At 60.3% G+C, this 20,467-nt stretch carries 19 protein-coding genes; 12 read left to right on the forward strand and 7 right to left on the reverse strand.

The features are described 5' to 3' along the window. The first annotated feature begins 16 nt into the window (after positions 1-16). Positions 17-781, forward strand: coding sequence for a methyl-accepting chemotaxis protein (locus tag ACP7EW_RS07710; RefSeq protein WP_370590840.1), 765 nt, complete (start codon positions 17-19; stop codon positions 779-781). On the opposite strand, the gene ACP7EW_RS07715 is transcribed toward ACP7EW_RS07710, so the two are convergent. Beyond that, positions 782-952: a hypothetical protein gene (locus ACP7EW_RS07715; RefSeq protein ID WP_177004758.1), complete on the reverse strand. Its 171-nt coding sequence runs from the start codon at positions 950-952 to the stop codon at positions 782-784. 86 nt (positions 953-1,038) lie between these two features. Then, a complete protein-coding gene (gene purU, locus ACP7EW_RS07720; RefSeq protein WP_010208067.1) occupies positions 1,039-1,887 on the reverse strand; it encodes a formyltetrahydrofolate deformylase in 849 nt (282 codons plus the stop codon). A 350-nt stretch (positions 1,888-2,237) separates the two neighbouring features. On the opposite strand from purU, the gene mvaT reads away from it, so the two are divergent. After that, entirely contained in the window at positions 2,238-2,612 is a 375-nt protein-coding gene (gene mvaT / locus ACP7EW_RS07725) for a histone-like nucleoid-structuring protein MvaT (protein ID WP_016970296.1), read from the forward strand. 89 nt (positions 2,613-2,701) lie between these two features. On the opposite strand, the gene sbcB is transcribed toward mvaT, so the two are convergent. Beyond that, a complete protein-coding gene (sbcB, locus tag ACP7EW_RS07730; RefSeq protein WP_426216223.1) occupies positions 2,702-4,129 on the reverse strand; it encodes an exodeoxyribonuclease I in 1,428 nt (475 codons plus the stop codon). A gap of 167 nt (positions 4,130-4,296) precedes the next feature. Between sbcB and ACP7EW_RS07735 the strand changes: the two genes are divergently transcribed. From ACP7EW_RS07735 to ACP7EW_RS07760, 6 genes are read left to right on the forward strand one after another with little or no spacing between them, the layout of a single operon-like run. Beyond that, entirely contained in the window at positions 4,297-4,989 is a 693-nt protein-coding gene (locus ACP7EW_RS07735) for an RDD family protein (RefSeq protein WP_426216225.1), read from the forward strand. Further along, on the forward strand, positions 4,986-5,966 hold the full coding sequence (locus ACP7EW_RS07740) for a stage II sporulation protein M (RefSeq protein WP_426216227.1): 981 nt from the start codon (positions 4,986-4,988) through the stop codon (positions 5,964-5,966). Before ACP7EW_RS07735 ends, ACP7EW_RS07740 begins: the two co-directional genes overlap by 4 nt. After that, on the forward strand, positions 5,953-7,482 hold the full coding sequence (locus tag ACP7EW_RS07745) for a DUF4129 domain-containing protein (protein WP_426216229.1): 1,530 nt from the start codon (positions 5,953-5,955) through the stop codon (positions 7,480-7,482). Before ACP7EW_RS07740 ends, ACP7EW_RS07745 begins: the two co-directional genes overlap by 14 nt. Beyond that, positions 7,479-8,648: a DUF4350 domain-containing protein gene (locus tag ACP7EW_RS07750; protein ID WP_426216231.1), complete on the forward strand. Its 1,170-nt coding sequence runs from the start codon at positions 7,479-7,481 to the stop codon at positions 8,646-8,648. The genes ACP7EW_RS07745 and ACP7EW_RS07750 overlap by 4 nt, the downstream gene beginning before the upstream one ends. After that, complete coding sequence (locus ACP7EW_RS07755) at positions 8,645-9,640, forward strand: AAA family ATPase (protein WP_426216233.1); 996 nt, start codon at positions 8,645-8,647, stop codon at positions 9,638-9,640. The genes ACP7EW_RS07750 and ACP7EW_RS07755 overlap by 4 nt, the downstream gene beginning before the upstream one ends. A gap of 7 nt (positions 9,641-9,647) precedes the next feature. Further along, positions 9,648-10,979 carry a DUF58 domain-containing protein gene (locus tag ACP7EW_RS07760; protein WP_426216235.1) on the forward strand — a complete coding sequence of 444 codons (1,332 nt, stop codon included), beginning with the start codon at positions 9,648-9,650 and terminating at the stop codon, positions 10,977-10,979. 24 nt (positions 10,980-11,003) lie between these two features. On the opposite strand, the gene ACP7EW_RS07765 is transcribed toward ACP7EW_RS07760, so the two are convergent. Together ACP7EW_RS07765 and ACP7EW_RS07770 are read right to left on the reverse strand one after the other, a co-directional pair. Then, a complete protein-coding gene (locus ACP7EW_RS07765) occupies positions 11,004-11,363 on the reverse strand; it encodes a PilZ domain-containing protein (RefSeq protein ID WP_426216237.1) in 360 nt (119 codons plus the stop codon). A gap of 226 nt (positions 11,364-11,589) precedes the next feature. Continuing rightward, entirely contained in the window at positions 11,590-11,964 is a 375-nt protein-coding gene (locus ACP7EW_RS07770; RefSeq protein ID WP_426216239.1) for a tetratricopeptide repeat protein, read from the reverse strand. 173 nt (positions 11,965-12,137) lie between these two features. Here ACP7EW_RS07770 and pyk point away from each other — a divergent pair, with 173 nt between their 5' ends. Further along, positions 12,138-13,589 carry a pyruvate kinase gene (pyk, locus tag ACP7EW_RS07775; RefSeq protein WP_038845943.1) on the forward strand — a complete coding sequence of 484 codons (1,452 nt, stop codon included), beginning with the start codon at positions 12,138-12,140 and terminating at the stop codon, positions 13,587-13,589. Positions 13,590-13,786: 197 nt separating this feature from the next. Here the strand turns inward: pyk and ACP7EW_RS07780 are convergent, their stop codons facing one another. Beyond that, complete coding sequence (locus ACP7EW_RS07780) at positions 13,787-14,536, reverse strand: enoyl-CoA hydratase-related protein (RefSeq protein ID WP_426216242.1); 750 nt, start codon at positions 14,534-14,536, stop codon at positions 13,787-13,789. A gap of 30 nt (positions 14,537-14,566) precedes the next feature. Continuing rightward, positions 14,567-15,499 (reverse strand): iron-sulfur-binding ferredoxin reductase, encoded by a 933-nt coding sequence (locus tag ACP7EW_RS07785; RefSeq protein WP_426216244.1) that lies wholly within the window; start codon positions 15,497-15,499, stop codon positions 14,567-14,569. 216 nt (positions 15,500-15,715) lie between these two features. On the opposite strand from ACP7EW_RS07785, the gene ACP7EW_RS07790 reads away from it, so the two are divergent. The 3 genes from ACP7EW_RS07790 to ACP7EW_RS07800 all read left to right on the forward strand — a co-directional run bounded on the left by ACP7EW_RS07790 (position 15,716) and on the right by ACP7EW_RS07800 (position 20,437). Continuing rightward, positions 15,716-17,239, forward strand: a complete 1,524-nt coding sequence (locus tag ACP7EW_RS07790) for a fumarate hydratase (protein ID WP_016971118.1) — start codon at positions 15,716-15,718, stop codon at positions 17,237-17,239. 103 nt (positions 17,240-17,342) lie between these two features. Further along, positions 17,343-19,109 carry an ATP-binding protein gene (locus ACP7EW_RS07795; RefSeq protein ID WP_426216410.1) on the forward strand — a complete coding sequence of 589 codons (1,767 nt, stop codon included), beginning with the start codon at positions 17,343-17,345 and terminating at the stop codon, positions 19,107-19,109. Next, entirely contained in the window at positions 19,103-20,437 is a 1,335-nt protein-coding gene (locus ACP7EW_RS07800) for a sigma-54-dependent transcriptional regulator (protein WP_426216246.1), read from the forward strand. Before ACP7EW_RS07795 ends, ACP7EW_RS07800 begins: the two co-directional genes overlap by 7 nt. Positions 20,438-20,467: the final 30 nt, after the last annotated feature.

Here is a 20,467-nt window from a genome sequence, read left to right on the forward strand (position 1 = left end):
CGCCTCCAACTCGTCGATGGTCAATTCCGATGAGCAGGCCAATCGCACCAATAGCGTCGCTGCCGCCATCAATGAACTGGGCGCTGCGGCCCAGGAAATCGCGCGCAATGCAGCGCAGGCCTCCCATCAGGCCAGCGATGCACGGCATCTGGCTGAGGATGGCCAGCAAGTGGTGGAACGCAACATCAAGGCGATGAACCAGTTGTCGTCGATGATCAGCGCCTCCAGCAGCAACATCGAAGCGCTCAATAGCAAGACGGTGAACATCGGCCAGATTCTCGAAGTGATCACCAGTATTTCCCAGCAAACCAACCTGCTGGCACTGAACGCCGCCATCGAAGCAGCCCGTGCCGGGGAAGCCGGGCGTGGGTTTGCAGTGGTTGCGGATGAAGTGCGCAACCTGGCGCATCGCACTCAGGAATCGGCGCAACAGGTGCAGAAGATGATTGAAGAACTGCAAGTCGGCGCGCGAGACTCGGTCAGCACCATGGGTGAAAGCCAGCGCCACAGTCTTGAAAGTGTCGATATCGCCAACCTGGCCGGCGAACGCCTGAACAGCGTGACCCAACGCATCGGCGAAATTGATGGCATGAACCAGTCCGTCGCCACCGCCACAGAGGAACAGACCTCGGTAGTGGAGTCGATCAACATGGACATTACCGAGATCAACACCCTCAACCAGGAAGGTGTGGAAAACCTGCAATCTACGTTGCGTGCTTGTGCCGACCTGGAACAACAGGCTGCACGGTTGAAACAATTGGTTGGCAGTTTCCGGATCTGATCAGGCGTCCTTGGTCTCGGACTTGGCCTGCTCCTGCTCCCACAGTTCGGCGGCGCCGGGAAACTCGGTGCCGTCCTCGCTGCTCAGGTCATCCGGGTCGTATCGACTCAAACAGCCCTCCCCTAATGTGGCGGGGGCTTTTGAAGTGGCTTTGTCCAGCGGATCACTCATGATTCAATCCTCGGCAGCGTACAAAGAAAAAGGGCCTGGATCGATTTAACGCCCAGGCCCTTCATTCTTCAATCACAACAGGTCGATCAGAACACGACCGTCTTGTTGCCATGCACCAGCACGCGGTCTTCCAAGTGGTAACGCAGGCCACGGGCCAGCACCATCTTCTCGACGTCACGGCCAAAACGCACCATGTCCTCAATGCTGTCGCTGTGGCTGACACGCACCACGTCCTGCTCGATGATCGGGCCGGCGTCCAGTTCTTCGGTGACGTAGTGGCAAGTAGCGCCGATCAACTTCACACCCCGCAGCGACGCCTGGTGGTACGGCTTGGCGCCGACGAACGACGGCAGGAAGCTGTGGTGAATGTTGATCACCTTGCCAGCGTATTCGCGGCAGAGTTCCGGTGGCAGGATCTGCATGTAGCGCGCCAGCACCACCACGTCGGCTTCGTGCTGCTTGACCAGACGCGAAACCTCGGCGAACGCCGGCTCCTTGTCCTGTGGATTGACCGGCACGTGGTAGTACGGGATGCCATGCCACTCGACCATGCTGCGCAGGTCGTCATGGTTGGAAATCACACACGCGATCTCGCAGTCCAGCTCATCGCTGTGCCAGCGATGCAGCAAGTCGGCCAGGCAGTGGGATTCACGGCTGGCCATCAACACCACGCGTTTTTTCTGCTCGGTGTCGGTGATATGCCAGGTCATCGAAAACTCTTCGGCGATGGGCGCAAACGCGTCGCGGAAGGCATCAAGACCAAAAGGCAGCGAATCGGCACGAATCTCGTGACGCATGAAGAACCAACCGCTGAGATTGTCCGAGTGATGACTCGCCTCGGTGATCCAACCGTTGTGGGAGGCCAGAAAGTTACTGACCTTGGCAACGATGCCAACCCGGTCCGGGCAAGCAATCACCAGCCGAAAAGTGCGCATTAGGGGGAAACTCCAGAACTTCGCAAAGGCCGCCATTCTAGCGATTGCGCAGGAAAACTGCAGTATTCGTTGACGCTTATTCTGATCGCTGGCCGATGGCTTGCCCCTTAATAGCCTATGGTTTTACCACCTTTATATGAATCTACTCCCTCAACCTACGGCTGTTCCCCGTATTTCAACGAGATTATCTTAAGGCCTACGCCCTAGTAATTAACTCGAATGCATAGCAATGCTACAAACATTCAAAGTAATTCACATAAATGCGAGCTTAAATGTTTACTTGGGCAAACTGCCTGACTATTATTGGGCCACTATCCCTGTCAATCAGCGCTCTACATAAGGTAGTCCACATGTCTCTGATCAACGAATACCGTGCCACCGAAGAAGCTATCAAAGAGCTGCAAGCCCGTTTGAAGAACCTGTCCCAAGACGACAAACTGCAAACCGAGCTGGAATTCGAAGGCAAACTGCGCGCCCTGATGGGTGAGTACTCCAAATCCCTGCGTGACATCATCGCGCTGCTGGATCCAGAATCGAAAGTTAAAGCACCGCGTGGCGCTGTGAAAACTACCGGCACCAAGCGTGCTCGCAAAGTCAAACAGTACAAAAACCCACACAACGGCGAAGTGATTGAAACCAAAGGTGGCAACCACAAAACCCTGAAAGAGTGGAAAGCCAAGTGGGGCGGTGACGTGGTTGAAGGCTGGGCTACCCTGCTGGGCTAAGCCTCGCCAGGCCTGCGCCTGATACGCGATACATTAAAAACGCCAGCTTGCTGGCGTTTTTTATTGCCTGTGTATTGTATGAAAGCCGACTACAGATTCACCTTATGGGCCAGCGCGTCGGCATATTCCTGCCACTGCTCAAGCACCTGCGCCTGAAAAGGCGTCGCACTAACGGCAAATTCCTGTTTAGCCTGCTTAAATGCTGCAAGGGTATTTGGCGCCCCCCACTCTGGGTCCGACAAACGTTGCTGACAGAAAAGCTGCCAGCGTTGTTGCTCCTCACTGTTCAAGGTATCGGGGAAGTTACGCGCTCGGTAGCGAAACAGTAATTCAGGTAAACGATGATCATCAAAAGGCCATTGCTGGCGAGCTAATTGCGCAGGCTCGGCCATCCGGACTTGTTCACATAAGCGCCGATCACGATCTCCGATAAAGCCATCGTAAAGCTGTTGCTCCGGGTCTGAACTCGGCACGAAATCTTCCTCGGCATAAATGGCCGCCAATTTATCGCGCCAAAGTTCCTGTGCGTCAGTTAGCCGCAGGGCGCGCGCCTGAAAAAGATCCATGTCCAAGTGCAGACGCTCACGATCTTCTGCCCGAAGCACATTCAAGGGAGCAACCACAGGGCAGCGATTGATGTGCACCAACTTGAGCGGCACCGGCAACTCGCCCTCGGCAAGATCGTCACGACGGGTATAGAGACGCTGACGCAAGGTATCGGCATCCAGGTCCAACAACCCTTGGGGATCGAGCCCAAGGTCGCAGACGATCAGTGCATTGCGATTGCGCGGGTGCCACGCCAATGGCAATACCACGCCCAGGTAATGACGCTCGGCGGAAAAACGCCCTGAGATATGCACCATGGGTTGCAGCAATCGCACCTGGTCCATCACCGCCTGCTTGCTGCGCAGTTGAAATAGCCACTTATACAGCTTGGGCTGTTTCTCACGAACCAATCGGGCCAGGGCAATCGTGGCTCGCACGTCGGACAGAGCATCGTGCGCCTGGCCATGATCGATACCGTTGGCTTCGGTCAGGCGCTCCAGCTTGAGCGTGACGCGCCCATCCTGTTGCGGCCATGCAATACCCTCCGGGCGCAGGGCGTAGGCGGTGCGGATCACGTCGATGAGATCCCAACGACTGTTGCCGCCCTGCCACTCACGTGCGTAAGGGTCGAAAAAGTTGCGGTACAGGCTGTAGCGCGTCATTTCATCGTCAAAGCGCAAGGTGTTGTACCCGGCGCCACACGTACCCGGAGCCGCCAGCTCGGCATGCACCCGAGTCATGAAATCGGCCTCGGCCAGGCCTTTTTCCGCGAGGATTGCTGGGGTGATACCGGTAATGGCGCAAGCGACGGGATGGGGCAGGATATCGTCGCTGGGCTGGCAATAAAGATTGACCGGCTCGCCTATCTCATTGAGTTCGTGGTCCGTTCGAATGCCCGCTACCTGGAGCGGGCGATCACTGCGCGGATTGATGCCGGTGGTTTCATAGTCGTACCAGAAAATGGAGGTCACGGGCTATTCCTGTACTGAAGATCGACAAAGTCTAGGCGCTGGACGGCGTCCGCGACCAGCACCAAATCAACTGTACAAACATCCAGCAAAACCTTGAATGGTTGCTTCCATCGCCGACACTGCTAGCATCCGTGTCTCCCAGCCACTCTGCACTGCCAAGGATCGCGATGCCGTCAGCCCCATTGGATACCCGCTACCAGATCGAAACCCCGGAGGGCATCGACCTGCCGCTGCGCCCCGCTGGCCTGATGCCACGTGCGCTGGCCTTTGCCTTCGACCTGGGGTTGCGCGGGGTGGTGATGGGCGTTCTACTGGTGCCATTGGCCTTGCTTGGCAATGTTGGCATCGGCCTGGGCTCGCTGCTGCTGTTCCTGATCAGTTGGTGGTACATGGTGCTGTTCGAGGTGCTCAACCAGGGTTGTTCGCCCGGCAAGCAAGTCATGGGATTGCGTGTCGTACACGATGACGGCACCCCGGTCGGCTGGTCCGCGTCACTGATCCGTAATCTGCTGCGGTTTGTCGACATGCTGCCCTTCGGTTACTTCCTGGGCGCGATCAGTTGCCTGCAGCATCCTCATTTCAAGCGCCTGGGCGACCTGGCCGCCGGTACACTGGTGATCTACCGGGAACAACCGCTCATGCGCCCCAAGATTCCTCAAGCGGCCGCCCTACGCTTGCCCTTCGCCCTGGAGCTGAGTGAACAACGGGCCATCCTTGGCTTTGCGGAACGCCAGGGTGAGCTTTCCACGGAACGCGTTCACGAGTTGGCGTCGATTCTCGCTACCCCGTTGCAAGTGTCCCCGGCCCGCTCCGTGGAACAACTCAACGGCGTGGCCCGTGGCCTGTTGGGGCCAACATGAAGCAGAGTCTTTTCGAAAGCCGTCACCAGCCTCAATGGCAGGCCTTTGCCCAACACCTGCAACAGTTGGAACAAGGCAAGGTTAAAACCAGTGACATGGCCGATTTCCCCCATCAGTACCGACGCCTGTGCCAGCACCTGGCCCTGGCCCAGGAACGTGGCTACAGCAGCTATTTGGTAGACCCCTTGCAACAACTGGCCTTGCGCGGCCATCAACAACTCTACCGCCATCGCAGCCAATTGACGGCAAATGTGCTGAGTTTCGTACTTGCCGATTTTCCCCGGTTGGTGCGGGAACAGTGGCGTTTCGTGCTGGTAGCGAGCCTGCTGTTCTTTGGCAGCCTGGTGGGTATCGCGTTGCTGGTCTACCTGTTTCCCGACCTGACCTACAGCATCGTCAGTCCCCAGCAGGTTGCCGAGATGCAGGGCATGTATGACCCTGATGCCAGCCACCTGGGCCGCACCGCTGAGCGTGCCTCGAGCGAAGACTGGATGATGTTCGGCTACTACGTGATGCACAACATCGGTATCGCGTTCCAGACCTTTGCTGCCGGATTACTGTTCGGGCTGGGCAGCGTGTTCTTCCTGATTTTCAACGGCCTGGTCATCGGTGCGGTCTCCGGGCATCTGACCGAAATCGGCTACGGGCAGACCTTCTGGTCATTCGTGATCGGGCATGGGGCCTTCGAGCTGACGGCCATCGCCCTCGCCGGTGCCGCGGGTTTGCAACTGGGCTGGGCGCTGATCGCTCCCGGGCAGTTGACCCGCGGCGAATCACTGCGGCTGGCGGCGCGCAAGAGCGTGCAAATATTATGCGGCGTCATGCTCTTCCTGTTGATCGCAGCCTTCATTGAGGCGTACTGGTCATCCACCACCCTTATAGCTCCCTGGGTCAAATATCTGGTTGGCGCGGCGCTGTGGCTGCTGGTAGTCGCTTACTTGAGCCTTGCCGGAAGGACTCGCCATGCGCCTCAGTGATGCCAGCGTGGTAATCCGCCCACGTACTGCCTGGGAGGCGATGGACCTTGGCGTATTGATGGCCCGTGAGCATCGCCTGCTGTTGATGGGCAGTTGGACGTTGGTGACGCTGCCAGTGTTCGCCGTGCTCACGGCACTGCTGTGGAGGTACCCGTCCACCGCAATGTTCCTGTTCTGGTGGCTCAAGCCGGCCTTTGATCGCCTCCCCCTGTATATCTTGTCCAAGGCCCTGTTTGGCGAAACACCCAGCATCAAGCAGGCCGTTCGTCAGTGGCCGCGCCTGCTCAAGGGTCAACTGTTGGCCAGCCTGACCTGGCGCCGGTTCAGTCTGAGCCGCAGCTTTGTGATGCCGGTCAGCCAGCTCGAAGGCCTGGATGGGCCCGCACGCCAAAAACGACTGGGTATACTGCAGCAACGTAATGCCGGGGCCGCACGCTGGTTGACCACCATTGGGGTGCACCTGGAGATCGGCTTGTGGTTCGGTTGCATGGCGCTCTTCTACCTATTCATTCCCCAAAACGTCGAGATGGATTGGGATTGGCAGCGCCTGGTACTGGCGACAAGCTCGGAAGGGTTATGGCTGGAACATTTGGGCAACGCCTTCTACGCCTTGATCCTGGTGTTTTGGGAACCCATCTATGTAGCCTGCGGTTTCAGCCTCTACCTCAACCGCCGCACTGTATTGGAGGCCTGGGACCTGGAGTTGGTCTTCCGTCGCCTCCGTCAACGTCTGAGCAATGTGGCGCCGCTGCTGTTGCTGATGATCGGGCTGACGCTGCTGCCATTCAGCGCGCACGTCATGGCAGAAACGTCCAGCCCCTCAAAACCACTGAGCACTCAGAGCGCAAGCCAATCTGTCCAGTCCCTACTGGAAAAGCCCCCCTTCAAGAACCCGGAAACCGTCACGCGCTATCGCTTTGGCGAGGAAAAACCGTCGGTTAAAAACAAAGCTCACAGCGACGGCAAGCTTCCGGACTGGCTGAAGGCGCTGTTGGATAACTTCAACAGCAATACTTTCAAGTCGATCGCCCTGGGTTTGGAGGTGCTGTTGTGGGGGCTTCTGATCGGCGCCCTGTTCCTGCTGGCGTGGCGTTATCGTGAGTGGTTGCGCACCTTTGTCAGTCGGCGCAGGCCTCACACGATCAAGGTTGGCGGCCCCGCTCCCACGCAACTGTTCGGCCTTGAACTGGACACGCAGACGTTGCCCGACGATGTGGCCAGTGCCGCCGAGCATTTGTGGGCCACCCATCCCAGGGAAGCCCTTGGCCTACTGTATCGAGGCCTGCTCAGTCGGTTGTTGCATGATTTCAATGTGCCGCTGAAAAGCGCTGATACCGAAGGCCAGGTCCTGGAGCGGGTTCAACGGTTGCAACAACCGCAGCTCCTGGCTTTCAGCGATGAGTTGACCCAACACTGGCAGAACCTTGCCTACGGTCATCACCTGCCTCCCCCCTCAGCCCAGCAAAAACTGTGCAGTGATTGGCGCACCCTGTTCAATCCGGGGAGCAATCAATGAACCGGCCGTTACTGTGGGTCGGGCTATTGTTGGCATGCGTGTTTGGAGCCGGTGCCTTCTACGTGTGGACCAAGGCAATTCCCTACGACGAGGTGGTGGATCGTGGCCCTTCTCCAGAAGCCTTGGCCAACCCCTACTTGGCAGCCGAACACTTTCTACGCCAACAAGGCGTGGCCGTTGAGCACGCCAACAGCCTGGAGCGACTGACTACCCTACTGGGCAAGGGCAACAGCCTGTTGCTGCTCGGCGAGCGCAGCAACATGTCACCCCGCCAGGTAGAGCAACTGCTGAGCTGGGCCAAATCCGGTGGTCATCTGTTGCTGGTGGCCGAGGCGTTGTGGGATGAGGAGACTGGCAAAAGTGGCGACCTGCTGCTCGATCGCTTGCATATCCACCAAACCTTGAGTGACGAACCTGAGGAACCTGCGCCTTCAAGTAAAAAGCCCCTTAAAAACAAAAGCCAGGACCTCACCAAACTCTACGTCGACAATGAAACCGCCTCGGCGTACTTCAGTTTCGACACGGATTTCAATCTCACCGACCCTAGGCACCAGGCCCAATTTTCCGCCAACAGCTCAAGGTCGAGCCACCTGATGCAACTCGACCTCGGGGAAGGCAGCGTCACAGTGATCACCGACAGTGACCTGTGGAAAACCCCGAACATCGGCAAGCACGACAATGCCTGGCTACTGTGGTACCTGAATCAGGGCACGGCCGTGACCCTGTTGTTCAACAGTGACTTCGACGACCTGTTCACGTTACTGATGCGCTATTTTCCCCAGGCCCTGATCGCACTTATTTCGCTGATAGCCCTGGCACTGTGGCGGGCCGGTATGCGTCAAGGCCCGACTCGATCTCCAACCTCCAATGCTCGCCGCCAATTGCAGGAACACCTTAAAGCCAGCGCCGACTTCCTGCTGCGCCGCAGCGGCCAGGGCACGCTGCTGCATGCTTTGCAGCGCGATATCCTGCGCGCGGCCCGGCACCGTCACCCCGGTTTTGAACACCTCGACAGTGCAGCTCAGTGCCGGGTGCTTGAACACCTGACGCGCCAACCCCTTCATGTCATCAGCCAGGTCCTTGACCCACTCCCGCAGAAACGGCTTTCCAGTGCCGATTTCAGCCGGCAGGTCGCGTGCCTGCAAACCCTCAGGAATGCCCTATGAGCGAACTTCCAAGCGCCACTGCCCTGACCAGCGAAACCTTGCAACGTGCCAGCAGGCAAGCCCAGGACCTGCGTACGGAATTGCGCAAGGCGGTGATTGGCCAGGATCCGGTGATCGACGATGTCCTGACCGCGTTGATCGCCGGCGGCCATGTGCTGCTCGAAGGCGTGCCGGGGCTGGGGAAAACCCTGCTGGTGCGTGCCCTGGCACGTTGCTTTGAGGGGGATTTCGCACGAATTCAATTCACCCCGGACCTGATGCCCAGCGATGTCACCGGCCACGCCGTGTATGACCTGCACACTGAACAGTTCAAGTTGCGCAAAGGGCCGGTGTTCACCCATTTGTTGCTGGCCGACGAAATCAACCGTGCCCCGGCCAAGACCCAGGCAGCCTTGCTCGAAGCCATGCAGGAGCGGCAAGTCACCCTCGAAGGCGAGGCGTTGCCCATCGGTCAACCGTTCATGGTGCTGGCGACCCAGAACCCTATTGAACAGGAAGGTACTTACCCCCTGCCGGAAGCGGAGCTGGATCGCTTCATGCTCAAGGTGCGCATGGATTACCCCGATGCGCAGCAAGAACTGGACATGGTGCGTGAAGTCACCCGCTCGTCTCGCGCCGACATGCTGGATGTACATCCCTTGCGCACCGTGCTGCAGGCCGAAGACGTGCTGCAGCTTCAACAGATAGCCAGTGAACTGGCACTCGACGAACAAGTGCTCGACTATGCCGTGCGGCTGGCACGCGCTACGCGCAGTTGGCCGGGGTTGGCCATCGGCGCTGGCCCACGCGCTTCCATCGACCTGGTACGTGGCGCACGTGCCCGCGCCCTGTTGCGCGGTGGTGAGTTCGTCACCCCGGACGATATCAAGGGTTGCGCGCTGGCAGTGCTGCGCCATCGGGTACGCATCGCGCCAGAGCTGGATATCGACGGGCTGGAGGTCGACCAGGTGCTCAAGCAACTGCTCGATCAGATCCCGGCGCCTCGGCAATGACGCGCCCATGAAACCGACCCGTCTGCTGTTGAACTGGCTTGGCGTATTGCTGGGCTTGGACATCCTGCTGGGGATTGCGGCAGCGTTGCAGTTCAAGGTGCCCGACACCTTGCACTCCATCGCGTGGGGTCTGCTACTGGCGCTGTTACTGCTCGCGCTGCTGGATGCGATGCGTCTGCGTAGCCGCCCTTCGCCCCGTGTGCAACGACAAATGCCCGGAAGCCTGGCACTGGGCCGCTGGGGGGAAATACGCCTGGCTCTCGAGCATGACTTCCCGCAGCCACTGAGCGTGCAGGTGTTCGATCATGTCCCTGACGGGTTGTTCGTCGAGCACATGCCCCAATCCATAGACCTGCGCCCCGGTGAACGCAGTGAACTGGGTTATCGTCTTCGCCCCTTGAGGCGTGGTCATTTCAGTTTCAACCGCTGTGAAATTCTCCTGCCCAGCCCCATGGGCCTGTGGTCAGCTCGGCGACTGATCGACGTGAGCGATACCACCCGCGTCTATCCGGACTTCGCCCGTCTCTACGGCGCCCAACTGCAGGGTGTGGATAACTGGCTGAGCCAACTGGGTGTACGCCAACGGCAGCGCCGCGGCTTGGGACTGGAGTTTCATCAGTTACGCGAGTTTCGCGAGGGTGACAGCCTGCGGCAGATGGACTGGAAGGCCACGGCACGGCAACGCACACCCATCGCCCGTGAATATCAGGATGAGCGTGACCAGCAGATCGTGTTCATGCTCGATTGCGGCCGCCGCATGCGCAGCCAGGATGACGAACTGTCGCACTTTGACCATGCCCTCAACGCCTGCCTGCTGCTCAGCTACGTCGCGTTGCGCCAGGGGGATGCGGTTGGGCTGTGCACCTTTGCCGGTGACCAGCCACGCTACCTGGCGCCGGTCAAAGGCAGTAGCCAGTTGAACCGGTTGCTCAACGCGGTATATGACCTTGATACCACTCGCCGGGCTGCCGATTATCAGGCTGCAGCAAGCCAACTGCTGGCTCGACAGAAACGGCGCGCTTTGGTGATCGTGATATCCAACCTGCGGGATGAGGATGATGAAACACTGCTGACGGCCGTCAATCGCATCAGCCGCCATCACAGGGTGCTGGTGGCCAGTTTGCGCGAGGAAGCCCTTGATCAACTACGCCAAGGCCCCGTACAAACCCTGCCCGAAGCCTTGGCCTACAGCGGCACCATCGACTACCTGAATACCCGCAACGAACTGCACGACCGGCTCAGCGCCCAGGGCCTGTCCTTACTAGACACTTTACCGTCTGAACTGGGACCGGCCTTGGTCACACGTTACCTGGGGTGGAAGAAAGCCGGCGTGCTCTGATGAGGGCGCGCCAACTCTCTTCATCTATGCCGAAGCCTGCAACGGATCAAAGCTGAAGTAATTCACCAAGACGTTGATCAACTGCCCATATTCCTCGGGCGCCTGGAGCACCCTGAACCCGGAATCGTAGTGTTGCGGGTTGATGTCCTCATGGCTCCACAGACAGGTCACCGTGAGATCGATGGGGTGGAAAGTGTCGTCAGCGCCTGGAATCTTCAAGCGCAGTTCGAAGTCCACGTCGACCATCATGGGCAATTGGCTGATTAACATCAGCCCGTCTTCCGAGACATTGCCCAAAAACCCGATAGGTTTGTCGGTGAGACGATTAAACACTTGCAGGAAATAGGGTAGTTGATGCCGCTCGATCCGTCGGTCGGTAAACATTTTGAGATCGCCATCCAATGGCCATTACTGCGGCCGTGCCAGTGATTCGGAACGGGCGACAATCGCCCCCTCTCCATGGATCTGGGTGCGACGACAGGCAATTGCCTGTCGCTAGACAGCCACCCAGTCAGGGCCCCACATCCGTTTGCATAGAAACTTATACAAACGAACATTCAAAGGATAGCCCAAGACTGGCGACGGGCCAGTTATTGAATGACGAATATCATCACAAGGGCGCTGGACGCGGTTGCGCGACGCTTGCACCGGGGTAATGCCCCAGTTGTTGCAGGGTGTCGAGCCTCGCACGGGCACGGTAGGCGTACTCACTCGACGGGTATTGATTGATGATGAATTGATAAGTCTGTACTGCGTCGACGAACAGTTTCTGCCGTTCCAGGCACTGGCCGCGCAACATCGAGACTTCCGGCTGTACATAACGTCGGGTGCGACTTTCACGGTCGACCTGGGACAACTCCAGGGTAACGCGCTCGCAGTCACCGACCTTGTAGGCGCGGTAGGCATTGTTCAGATGATGGTCCATCGACCAGCGGGTGCAGCCGACAACACTGACGGCCAGGGCAGCAATGAGCAAAATTCGCATGAGGGTTCTCCTGTCTTGTGCAGTGTATCGACCCCCCGTCGAAAATCTTCAAGGATGTTCGTATTCAGCCGCAACGAAAACAAGTCAATCGTCGATAAGTAGTGCAAACGAACAATGACTACAACGAAAGAGCATAGTAGCCTTCCTCAGCGCTTGAACTCAGGAGTCTGTGCATGTCCGTCCGTCGTACCAAAATCGTCGCCACCCTTGGCCCGGCCAGCAACTCGCCGGAAGTCCTCGAACAGCTGATTCTGGCTGGTTTGGACGTTGCCCGTCTGAACTTCTCCCACGGCACCCCGGACGAGCACAAGGCTCGCGCCAAGCTGGTGCGTGACCTGGCCGCCAAGCACGGCCGCTTCGTGGCACTGCTGGGTGACCTGCAAGGCCCGAAAATCCGTATCGCCAAATTCGCCAACAAGCGGATCGAGCTGAAGATCGGTGATCAATTCACCTTCTCCACCAGCCACCCGTTGACCGAAGGCAACCAGCAAGTCGTGGGTATCGACTACCCGGACCTGGTCAAGGACTGCGGCGTCGGCGACGAGCTGTTGCTGGACGATGGCCGTGTGGTCATGCGCGTCGAAACCGCGACCCCGACTGAACTGCACTGCGTCGTGCTGATCGGTGGTCCGCTGTCCGACCACAAAGGCATCAACCGTCGTGGCGGTGGTTTGACCGCACCGGCCCTGACGGAAAAAGACAAGGCCGACATCAAGCTCGCCGCCGAAATGGAAGTGGACTACCTCGCCGTGTCCTTCCCGCGCGACGCCGCCGACATGGAATACGCCCGTAAACTGCGCGACGAAGCCGGTGGCACTGCCTGGCTGGTGGCGAAGATCGAACGCGCCGAAGCCGTGGCCGATGACGAAACCCTCGACGGCCTGATCAAGGCTTCCGACGCAGTGATGGTTGCCCGTGGCGACCTGGGCGTGGAAATCGGTGACGCCGAGCTGATCGGCATCCAAAAGAAGATCATCCTGCACGCACGCCGTCACAACAAAGCGGTGATCGTGGCGACCCAGATGATGGAGTCGATGATCCAGAACCCGATGCCGACCCGCGCCGAAGTGTCCGACGTGGCCAACGCCGTGCTCGACTACACCGACGCCGTGATGCTCTCAGCCGAAAGCGCCGCTGGCCCGTACCCCCTGGAAGCCGTGCAAGCCATGGCACGTATCTGCCTCGGCGCTGAAAAGCACCCGACCAGCAAGACCTCCAGCCATCGTATCGGCAAAGAGTTCGAAAGCTGCGACCAGAGCATCGCGCTGGCGGCCATGTACACCGCGAACCACTTCCCGGGCGTGAAGGCGATCATCGCGCTGACCGAAAGTGGCTACACGCCGTTGATCATGTCGCGCATCCGTTCCTCGGTGCCGATCTACGCGTTCACCCCGCACCGCGAAGCCCAGGCTCGCGCTGCGATGTTCCGTGGCGTGTACACCATTCCGTTCGACCCGGCCTCGCTGGCACCGAACGAAGTCAGCCAGAAGGCTATCGACGAGCTGGTCAAACGTGGCGTCGTAGAGAAAGGCGACTGGGTTATCCTGACCAAGGGCGACAGCTACCACACCACCGGTGGCACCAACGGCATGAAGATCCTGCACGTGGGCGACCCGCAGTACTGAGTAACACGCTGAAAAACAAAAGCCCCGCCCTGTGAATGGCGGGGCTTTTTGCATTTAAAACCGATTGATGTGTTGGCTTGGAGGGCCCCTTCGCGGGCAAGCCCGCTCCCACAGTTAACCGCGTACATCCTGAAGGAACTCGGTCAGAATGTGGGAGCGGGCTTGCCCGCGAAGAGGCCAGACCAATCACCAAAGCTTCATCGCCGAGTGATAAAAGCCGACAACGCCGCAACCGCCTCCGGCGACCTCAACCGCTGGACAAACAAAGCGCCCTCTTCCTCAATCACCTGCCGCAATTGCTCACGATCCACACCCTTCATCAACTGCTTGGTCACCTGCACCGCACCCGGCGCCAAGGCCTCAAACCGCTCGGCCATTTCCCGCGCCTTGGCCAACGCCGCCTCCCCGCTGCCCAGCGCCTCGGTAGCAATCCCCCAGGCTGCCGCCTGCTCGCCGGTAAAGCCTTCGCCCAGCAGCAATAATTCCGCAGCCTTCGCGTGCCCCAACAACCTCGGCAGTATCAGACTTGAACCAAACTCCGGGCACAGCCCCAGGTTGACGAATGGCATGCGCAGCCGTGCATCACGGCTGATGTAGACCAGGTCGCAATGCAGCAGCAGGGTCGTGCCGATACCCACCGCAGCGCCCGCCACGGCGGCAATCACCGGTTTGCGGCAGTTGAGCAGGCTTTTCATGAAGTAAAACGGTGGACTGTCGAGATCGCTGGGCGGCTGTTCAAGAAAATCGCCAATGTCGTTGCCTGCGGTAAAACAGTCACTGTTGCCCTGAATCAGCACGCAGCGGATGCCCTCATCCGCATCGGCCTGCTCCAGGGCCTCGGCCAGTTGCGTGTACATGGCGCGGGTCAGGGCGTTTTTCTTGTCGGGGCGATTGAGCTGCAAGGTCAGCAACCCGCGTTCGCGGTGTTGCAGGATGGCATCGGTCATGGCGAATCTCGCGGCTGTAGAATTCAGCGCTCAACCACGGGGCAGGAACATATCGGCCAGCAGTTGATTGCGCGGCAGGCCCGCCAGGAACAGACGCTTGGAAAACGCCTCGACACTGGCCGGGTGCCCGCAGAGTAAAGCCAGAGTTTGCCGCGAAACAAGCCGCAGTTGCGCCAATGCCTGGGTCGCCTGCGCCGCCGTCCACAGCTCCACCGTCACGTTGGGATGCTGTGCCGCCAGTTGCGCCAGGGGTTCGGCCAGGTAATGCCCCTCTGCATCATGGGCCAGGTGAATCACGCGAATGTCGCCCTGATGATCCTGGCGCAAGGCCTCACGCAACACCCCCCAAAGAGGGCCAAGGCCGGTGCCGGATGCCAGCAGCCACAACGGCCGACTTTGCCAGTCAGGATCGTATTGCAGCGCACCACCGCGCAATTCGCCCAGACGCAGACGGTCGCCCAGTTGCAACTGGCGAGCAAGATCACTGAACTCGCCAAGCAGACGGCAATCGAGGTGAAACTCCAGGAACGGGTCATCTTGGGGCAAGCTCGCCAGGGAATAGGGCCGCGCCACTTGTCCCGCCCACAACACCAGGTGCTGCCCGGCCCGGTAGCGCAGGCCACGTTCAGGCTGCAGACGCAGGCGCAGCACACTCGGGCTCAACCAATCCACACCCACCACCTGGGCTGGCAACCCGTCACGCGCCGGGTCAAAGGTCTCAACGCGCAGGTCCCCGCTCACCTGGCACTGGCAAGCCAAGCGCCAGCCGTCCTGGCGTTGCGCCGGGCTCAAGGCCTCGGGTTGTTTGTCCTCGACCTCCCCCAGGCATCGCACCAGGCACGCATGGCAACTGCCGGCGCGGCAACTGTAGGGCACGGCCACACCGGCCTGGTTCAAGGCATCCAGCAGGTTGCTGCCGGAAGATACCGACCAATGGCGTTCGCCGACGTAGAGTTCAGGCATATAAGGGCTCAATCACAAGGGGCGCGCACAGGGAATCATGCCTGCGACAGTTTGACCATAGTCGGGTGTATCGGCCACCGAGCCGGGTTATACTGCCGCGCCTTTTTAGCGTCGCGCCTGCACCATTTTGGCGTGCCTTGGAAAGGTGAGCTCAGCCGACCGATGCAACACTGAGCCCACCTTTATTGAATGTTCCCTTATAGAGGAGCGCGACTCATGACCGTGATCAAGCAAGACGACCTGATTCAGAGCGTTGCCGACGCCCTGCAATTCATTTCCTACTACCACCCCGTGGATTTCATCCAGGCCATGCACGAAGCCTACCTGCGCGAAGAATCGCCAGCGGCCCGTGACTCCATCGCCCAGATCCTGATCAACTCGCGCATGTGCGCCACCGGCCATCGCCCGATCTGCCAGGACACCGGTATCGTTACCGTGTTCGTGCGCGTGGGCATGGACGTGCGTTGGGATGGCGCCACCATGGGCCTGGACGACATGATCAACGAAGGCGTGCGTCGCGCCTACAACCTGCCGGAAAACGTCCTGCGTGCTTCTATCCTGGCCGACCCGGCAGGCGCGCGCAAAAACACCAAGGACAACACCCCGGCGGTCATCCACTACTCCATCGTCCCGGGCAACACCGTGGAAGTGGACGTGGCGGCCAAGGGCGGCGGTTCCGAGAACAAGTCGAAAATGGCCATGCTCAACCCGTCCGACTCGATCGTTGACTGGGTATTGAAGACCGTTCCGACCATGGGCGCCGGCTGGTGCCCACCGGGCATGCTCGGCATCGGCATCGGCGGCACCGCCGAGAAAGCTGCGGTGATGGCCAAGGAAGTGTTGATGGAATCCATCGACATCCACGAGCTGAAAAAGCGCGGCCCACAGAACCGTATCGAAGAGATGCGCCTGGAGCTGTTCGAGAAGGTCAACCAACTGGGCATCGGCGCCCAGGGTCTGGGTGGCCTGACCACCGTGCTCGACGTGAAGATCATGGACTACCCGACCCACGCCGCGTCCTTGCCGGTGTGCATGATCCCCAACTGTGCCGCCACCCGTCACGCGCACTTCGTGCTCGACGGTTCGGGCCCGGCATCGCTGGAAGCCCCACCGCTGGACGCCTACCCGGAAATCGTCTGGGAAGCCGGCCCATCGGCCCGTCGCGTCAACCTCGACACCCTGACCCCGGAAGAAGTGCAGAGCTGGCAGCCGGGCGAAACCGTATTGCTCAACGGCAAGATGCTCACCGGTCGCGACGCCGCGCACAAGCGCATGGTCGAGATGCTGAACAAGGGCGAAACCCTGCCGGTTGATCTGAAAGGTCGCTTCATCTACTACGTCGGCCCGGTTGATCCGGTGCGCGAAGAAGTGGTTGGCCCAGCCGGCCCGACCACCGCGACGCGGATGGACAAGTTCACCCGTCAGATCCTCGAACAAACCGGCCTGCTGGGCATGATCGGCAAATCCGAGCGCGGCCCGACTGCGATCGAAGCGATCAAGGACCACAAGGCGGTGTACCTGATGGCCGTGGGCGGCGCCGCCTACCTGGTGGCGCAAGCCATCAAGAAGTCGCGCGTGGTGGCCTTCGCCGAGCTGGGTATGGAAGCGATCTACGAGTTCGACGTGAAGGACATGCCGGTCACCGTTGCTGTCGACAGCAAAGGCGAATCCGTGCACATCACCGGTCCTGCCATCTGGCAGAAAAAGATCAGTGAAAGCCTGGCGGTAGAAGTGCAGTAAGCGCTTCCCCTGCAAACATAAAGGCGACTGTGGCCATGGCCCAGTCGCCTTTTTTATGGCTCATGGTATGGTGCACTCCCTTACCGTGCCTGCCCCTCACCGTATGATCGTGATCCCTCGCCCCCTGCGCCTGACCTTCTATTCCCTGCTGATCATCGCCGGCGCGCTACTGGCCGCAGCCTGGGCCACGCGCCATGCCGAACGCCAGGCGCTGGTGGACGACGCCGCCCGTGCCAATCAGCAGCTCGCGCTGTACGCCAACTCGCTGCATACCCTGATCGAACGCTACCGCGCCCTGCCTGCGGTGCTGGCGCTGGACTCGGAGATGATCAATGCCTTGAAGGGCCCGCTGGATACCGAGACCCAGGACCTGCTCAACCGCAAACTGGAGCGCATCAACGGCGCGGCGCAGTCGTCCACCTTGGAATTGATGGACCGCACCGGCCTGGCCGTGGCCGCCAGCAACTGGAACCTGCCGAGCAGTTATGTGGGGCACAACTACGCGTTTCGCCCCTACTTCAGCCAGACCTTGAGCCAGGGCACCGGGCGCTTCTATGCGGTGGGCGTAACGACCGGCATCCCCGGTTACTTCCTCTCCAGCGCGGTGGTCGACGAACACGAACAGTTCCTCGGTGCGATGGTTGTGAAACTGGAGTTCCCCGAACTTGAGCGCGAATGGGCCCAGGGCAATGACCTGCTGCTGGTCAGCGATGCGCGTGGCATCGTGTTCATCGCCAATCAACCCGGCTGGCGTTACCGCAACCTGCGACCGTTGACGGCCAGCGACCTTGCCGAGCTGAAAGCCACACGCCAATACGACAAGAAACACCTGCAGGCGCTGGAAACCAGCATCCTGCAACGCTTCGACGAAAACAGCCATTTGATGCGCGTCAACGGTCCGGATGGCAGTGCCAATTACATCTGGGAATCTCTGCCGCTGAAGGCCGAAGGCTGGACCCTGCACCTGCTGCGCAAGCCGCAGTTCGCCTTTGAAGATCAGCGCAACGCCGGGTTGGCCGCCGCCGGTTCCTGGCTGGCGCTGGTGTTCCTGGTGCTGTTCCTGACCCAACGTTGGCGCCTGGCCCGCTTGCGTCAGCGCAGTCGCGAAGAGCTTGAGCAACTGGTGGAAGAACGCACCCAGGCGCTACGTACGGCCCAGGATGGCCTGGTGCAATCGGCCAAGCTCGCGGCGCTGGGGCAGATGTCCGCCGCCCTCGCCCACGAAATCAATCAGCCACTCACCGCCCAACGCATGCAATTGGCCACATTGCGCCTGCTGCTGGATCACGGTCGTGTCGACGATGCCTACCAGGCGCTCACGCCACTGGACGACATGCTCACGCGCATGGCCGCCCTCACCGGCCACCTCAAGACCTTCGCGCGCAAAAGCCCGAGCGGCCTGCGTGAACGCCTGGACCTGGCCACCGTGGTCGACCAGTCGCTGCACCTGCTCGATGCGCGCCTGCGCGATGAATCCATCGGCGTGGTGCTCGACCTGACCCGCCCCGCCTGGGTGCGCGGCGATGCGATCCGCCTGGAACAGGTGCTGATCAACCTGCTGCGCAACGCCCTCGATGCCATGGCCGATAAACCGCGCAAACGCCTGGAAATCCGCCTGCATGCCGACCAACAGCTGTGGAAGCTGACCGTCAGCGACAGCGGCGGCGGGATTGCCGACGAGCACCTGAACAGTGTGTTCGACCCGTTCTTCACCACCAAGCCTGTGGGCGATGGCCTCGGCTTGGGGCTGGCGGTGTCCTACGCTATCGTGCACGAATTGGGTGGGCGCTTGATCGCCGGCAATCGTGGCGACGGCGCGGTGTTCACCCTGACGCTGCCTATCGCGCTGGAGACGCCCGACCTATGTTGAACGCGGTGATTGTGGTCGATGACGAAGCCAGCATCCGCACGGCCGTCGAGCAATGGCTGAGCCTGTCGGGTTTTGTGGTTCAGCTATTCAGCCGTGCCGAGGCCTGCCTGGCGCAATTGCCCAAGGATTTCCCTGGCGTGATCCTCAGCGATGTGCGCATGCCCGGCCTCAGCGGTCTGGAGCTGCTGGCCGAAGTGCAGCGCCGCGATGCCGATTTGCCCGTAATCCTGCTCACCGGTCACGGCGATGTGCCGATGGCCGTCGAAGCCATGCGCGACGGTGCCTACGACTTCCTGGAAAAACCCTTCAGCCCCGACGCCCTGCTCAACAGCCTGCGCCGAGCCTTGGACAAACGCGGGCTGATCCTGGAAAACCGACGCCTGCACCAGCAGGCCGATCATCGGGCGCAGTTGGAAACGACCCTGCTGGGTGTGTCGCGAGGTTTGCAAACCTTGCGCCGCCAGGTGCTGGACCTGGCCAGCCTGCCGGTCAACGTACTGATCCGTGGCGAGACCGGCAGCGGCAAGGAAATGGTCGCCCGTTGCCTGCATGATTTTGGCCCTCGGTCGAAGAAACCCTTTGTCGCGCTCAACTGCGCCGCCATCCCCGAGCAGTTGTTTGAAGCCGAGCTGTTCGGCCACGAAAGCGGCGCGTTTACCGGCGCCCAGGGCAAGCGCATCGGCAAACTGGAATATGCCCACGGTGGCACGCTGTTCCTCGACGAAATCGAAAGCATGCCACTGGCCCAACAGGTGAAACTGCTGCGTGTGTTGCAGGAACAGAAACTGGAGCGACTGGGCTCCAACCAAAGTATCCACGTCGACCTGCGCATCATCGCCGCGACCAAGCCGGACCTGCTGGAAGAGGCCCGCGCCGGGCGCTTTCGCGAAGACCTGGCCTATCGCTTGAACGTCGCCCAATTGCGCCTGCCGCCCTTGCGTGAACGCCGCGAAGATATCCCGCTGCTGTTCGACCACTTTGCACAGAGTGCCGCCGAGCGCCTGGGCCGCAACGTCGAGCCCCTGAGCGGCGCGCAACTGGGGCGCCTGCTCAGCCACGACTGGCCGGGCAATGTGCGCGAACTGGCCAACGTCGCTGAACGCCAGGTACTCGGCCTTGGCGAGCCGGAACCGGAAGGCATCGAGGCCGGGCAATCCCTGGCCGCTCAGCAGGAGGCCTTCGAAGCCCACTGCCTGAAAGCCGCGCTGACCCGGCACAAGGGTGATATCAAGGCGGTGCTGGCCGAGCTGCAACTGCCACGCCGTACCTTCAATGAAAAGATGCAGCGCCACGGGCTCGCCCGCGACATGTTCCTGAAGGACGAATGAGCGGATTTCCGCTCATCACCTGAAAATCAT

Source organism: Pseudomonas sp. DWRC2-2, assembly GCF_049897885.1.
Lineage (GTDB): Bacteria > Pseudomonadota > Gammaproteobacteria > Pseudomonadales > Pseudomonadaceae > Aquipseudomonas > Aquipseudomonas azotoformans_A.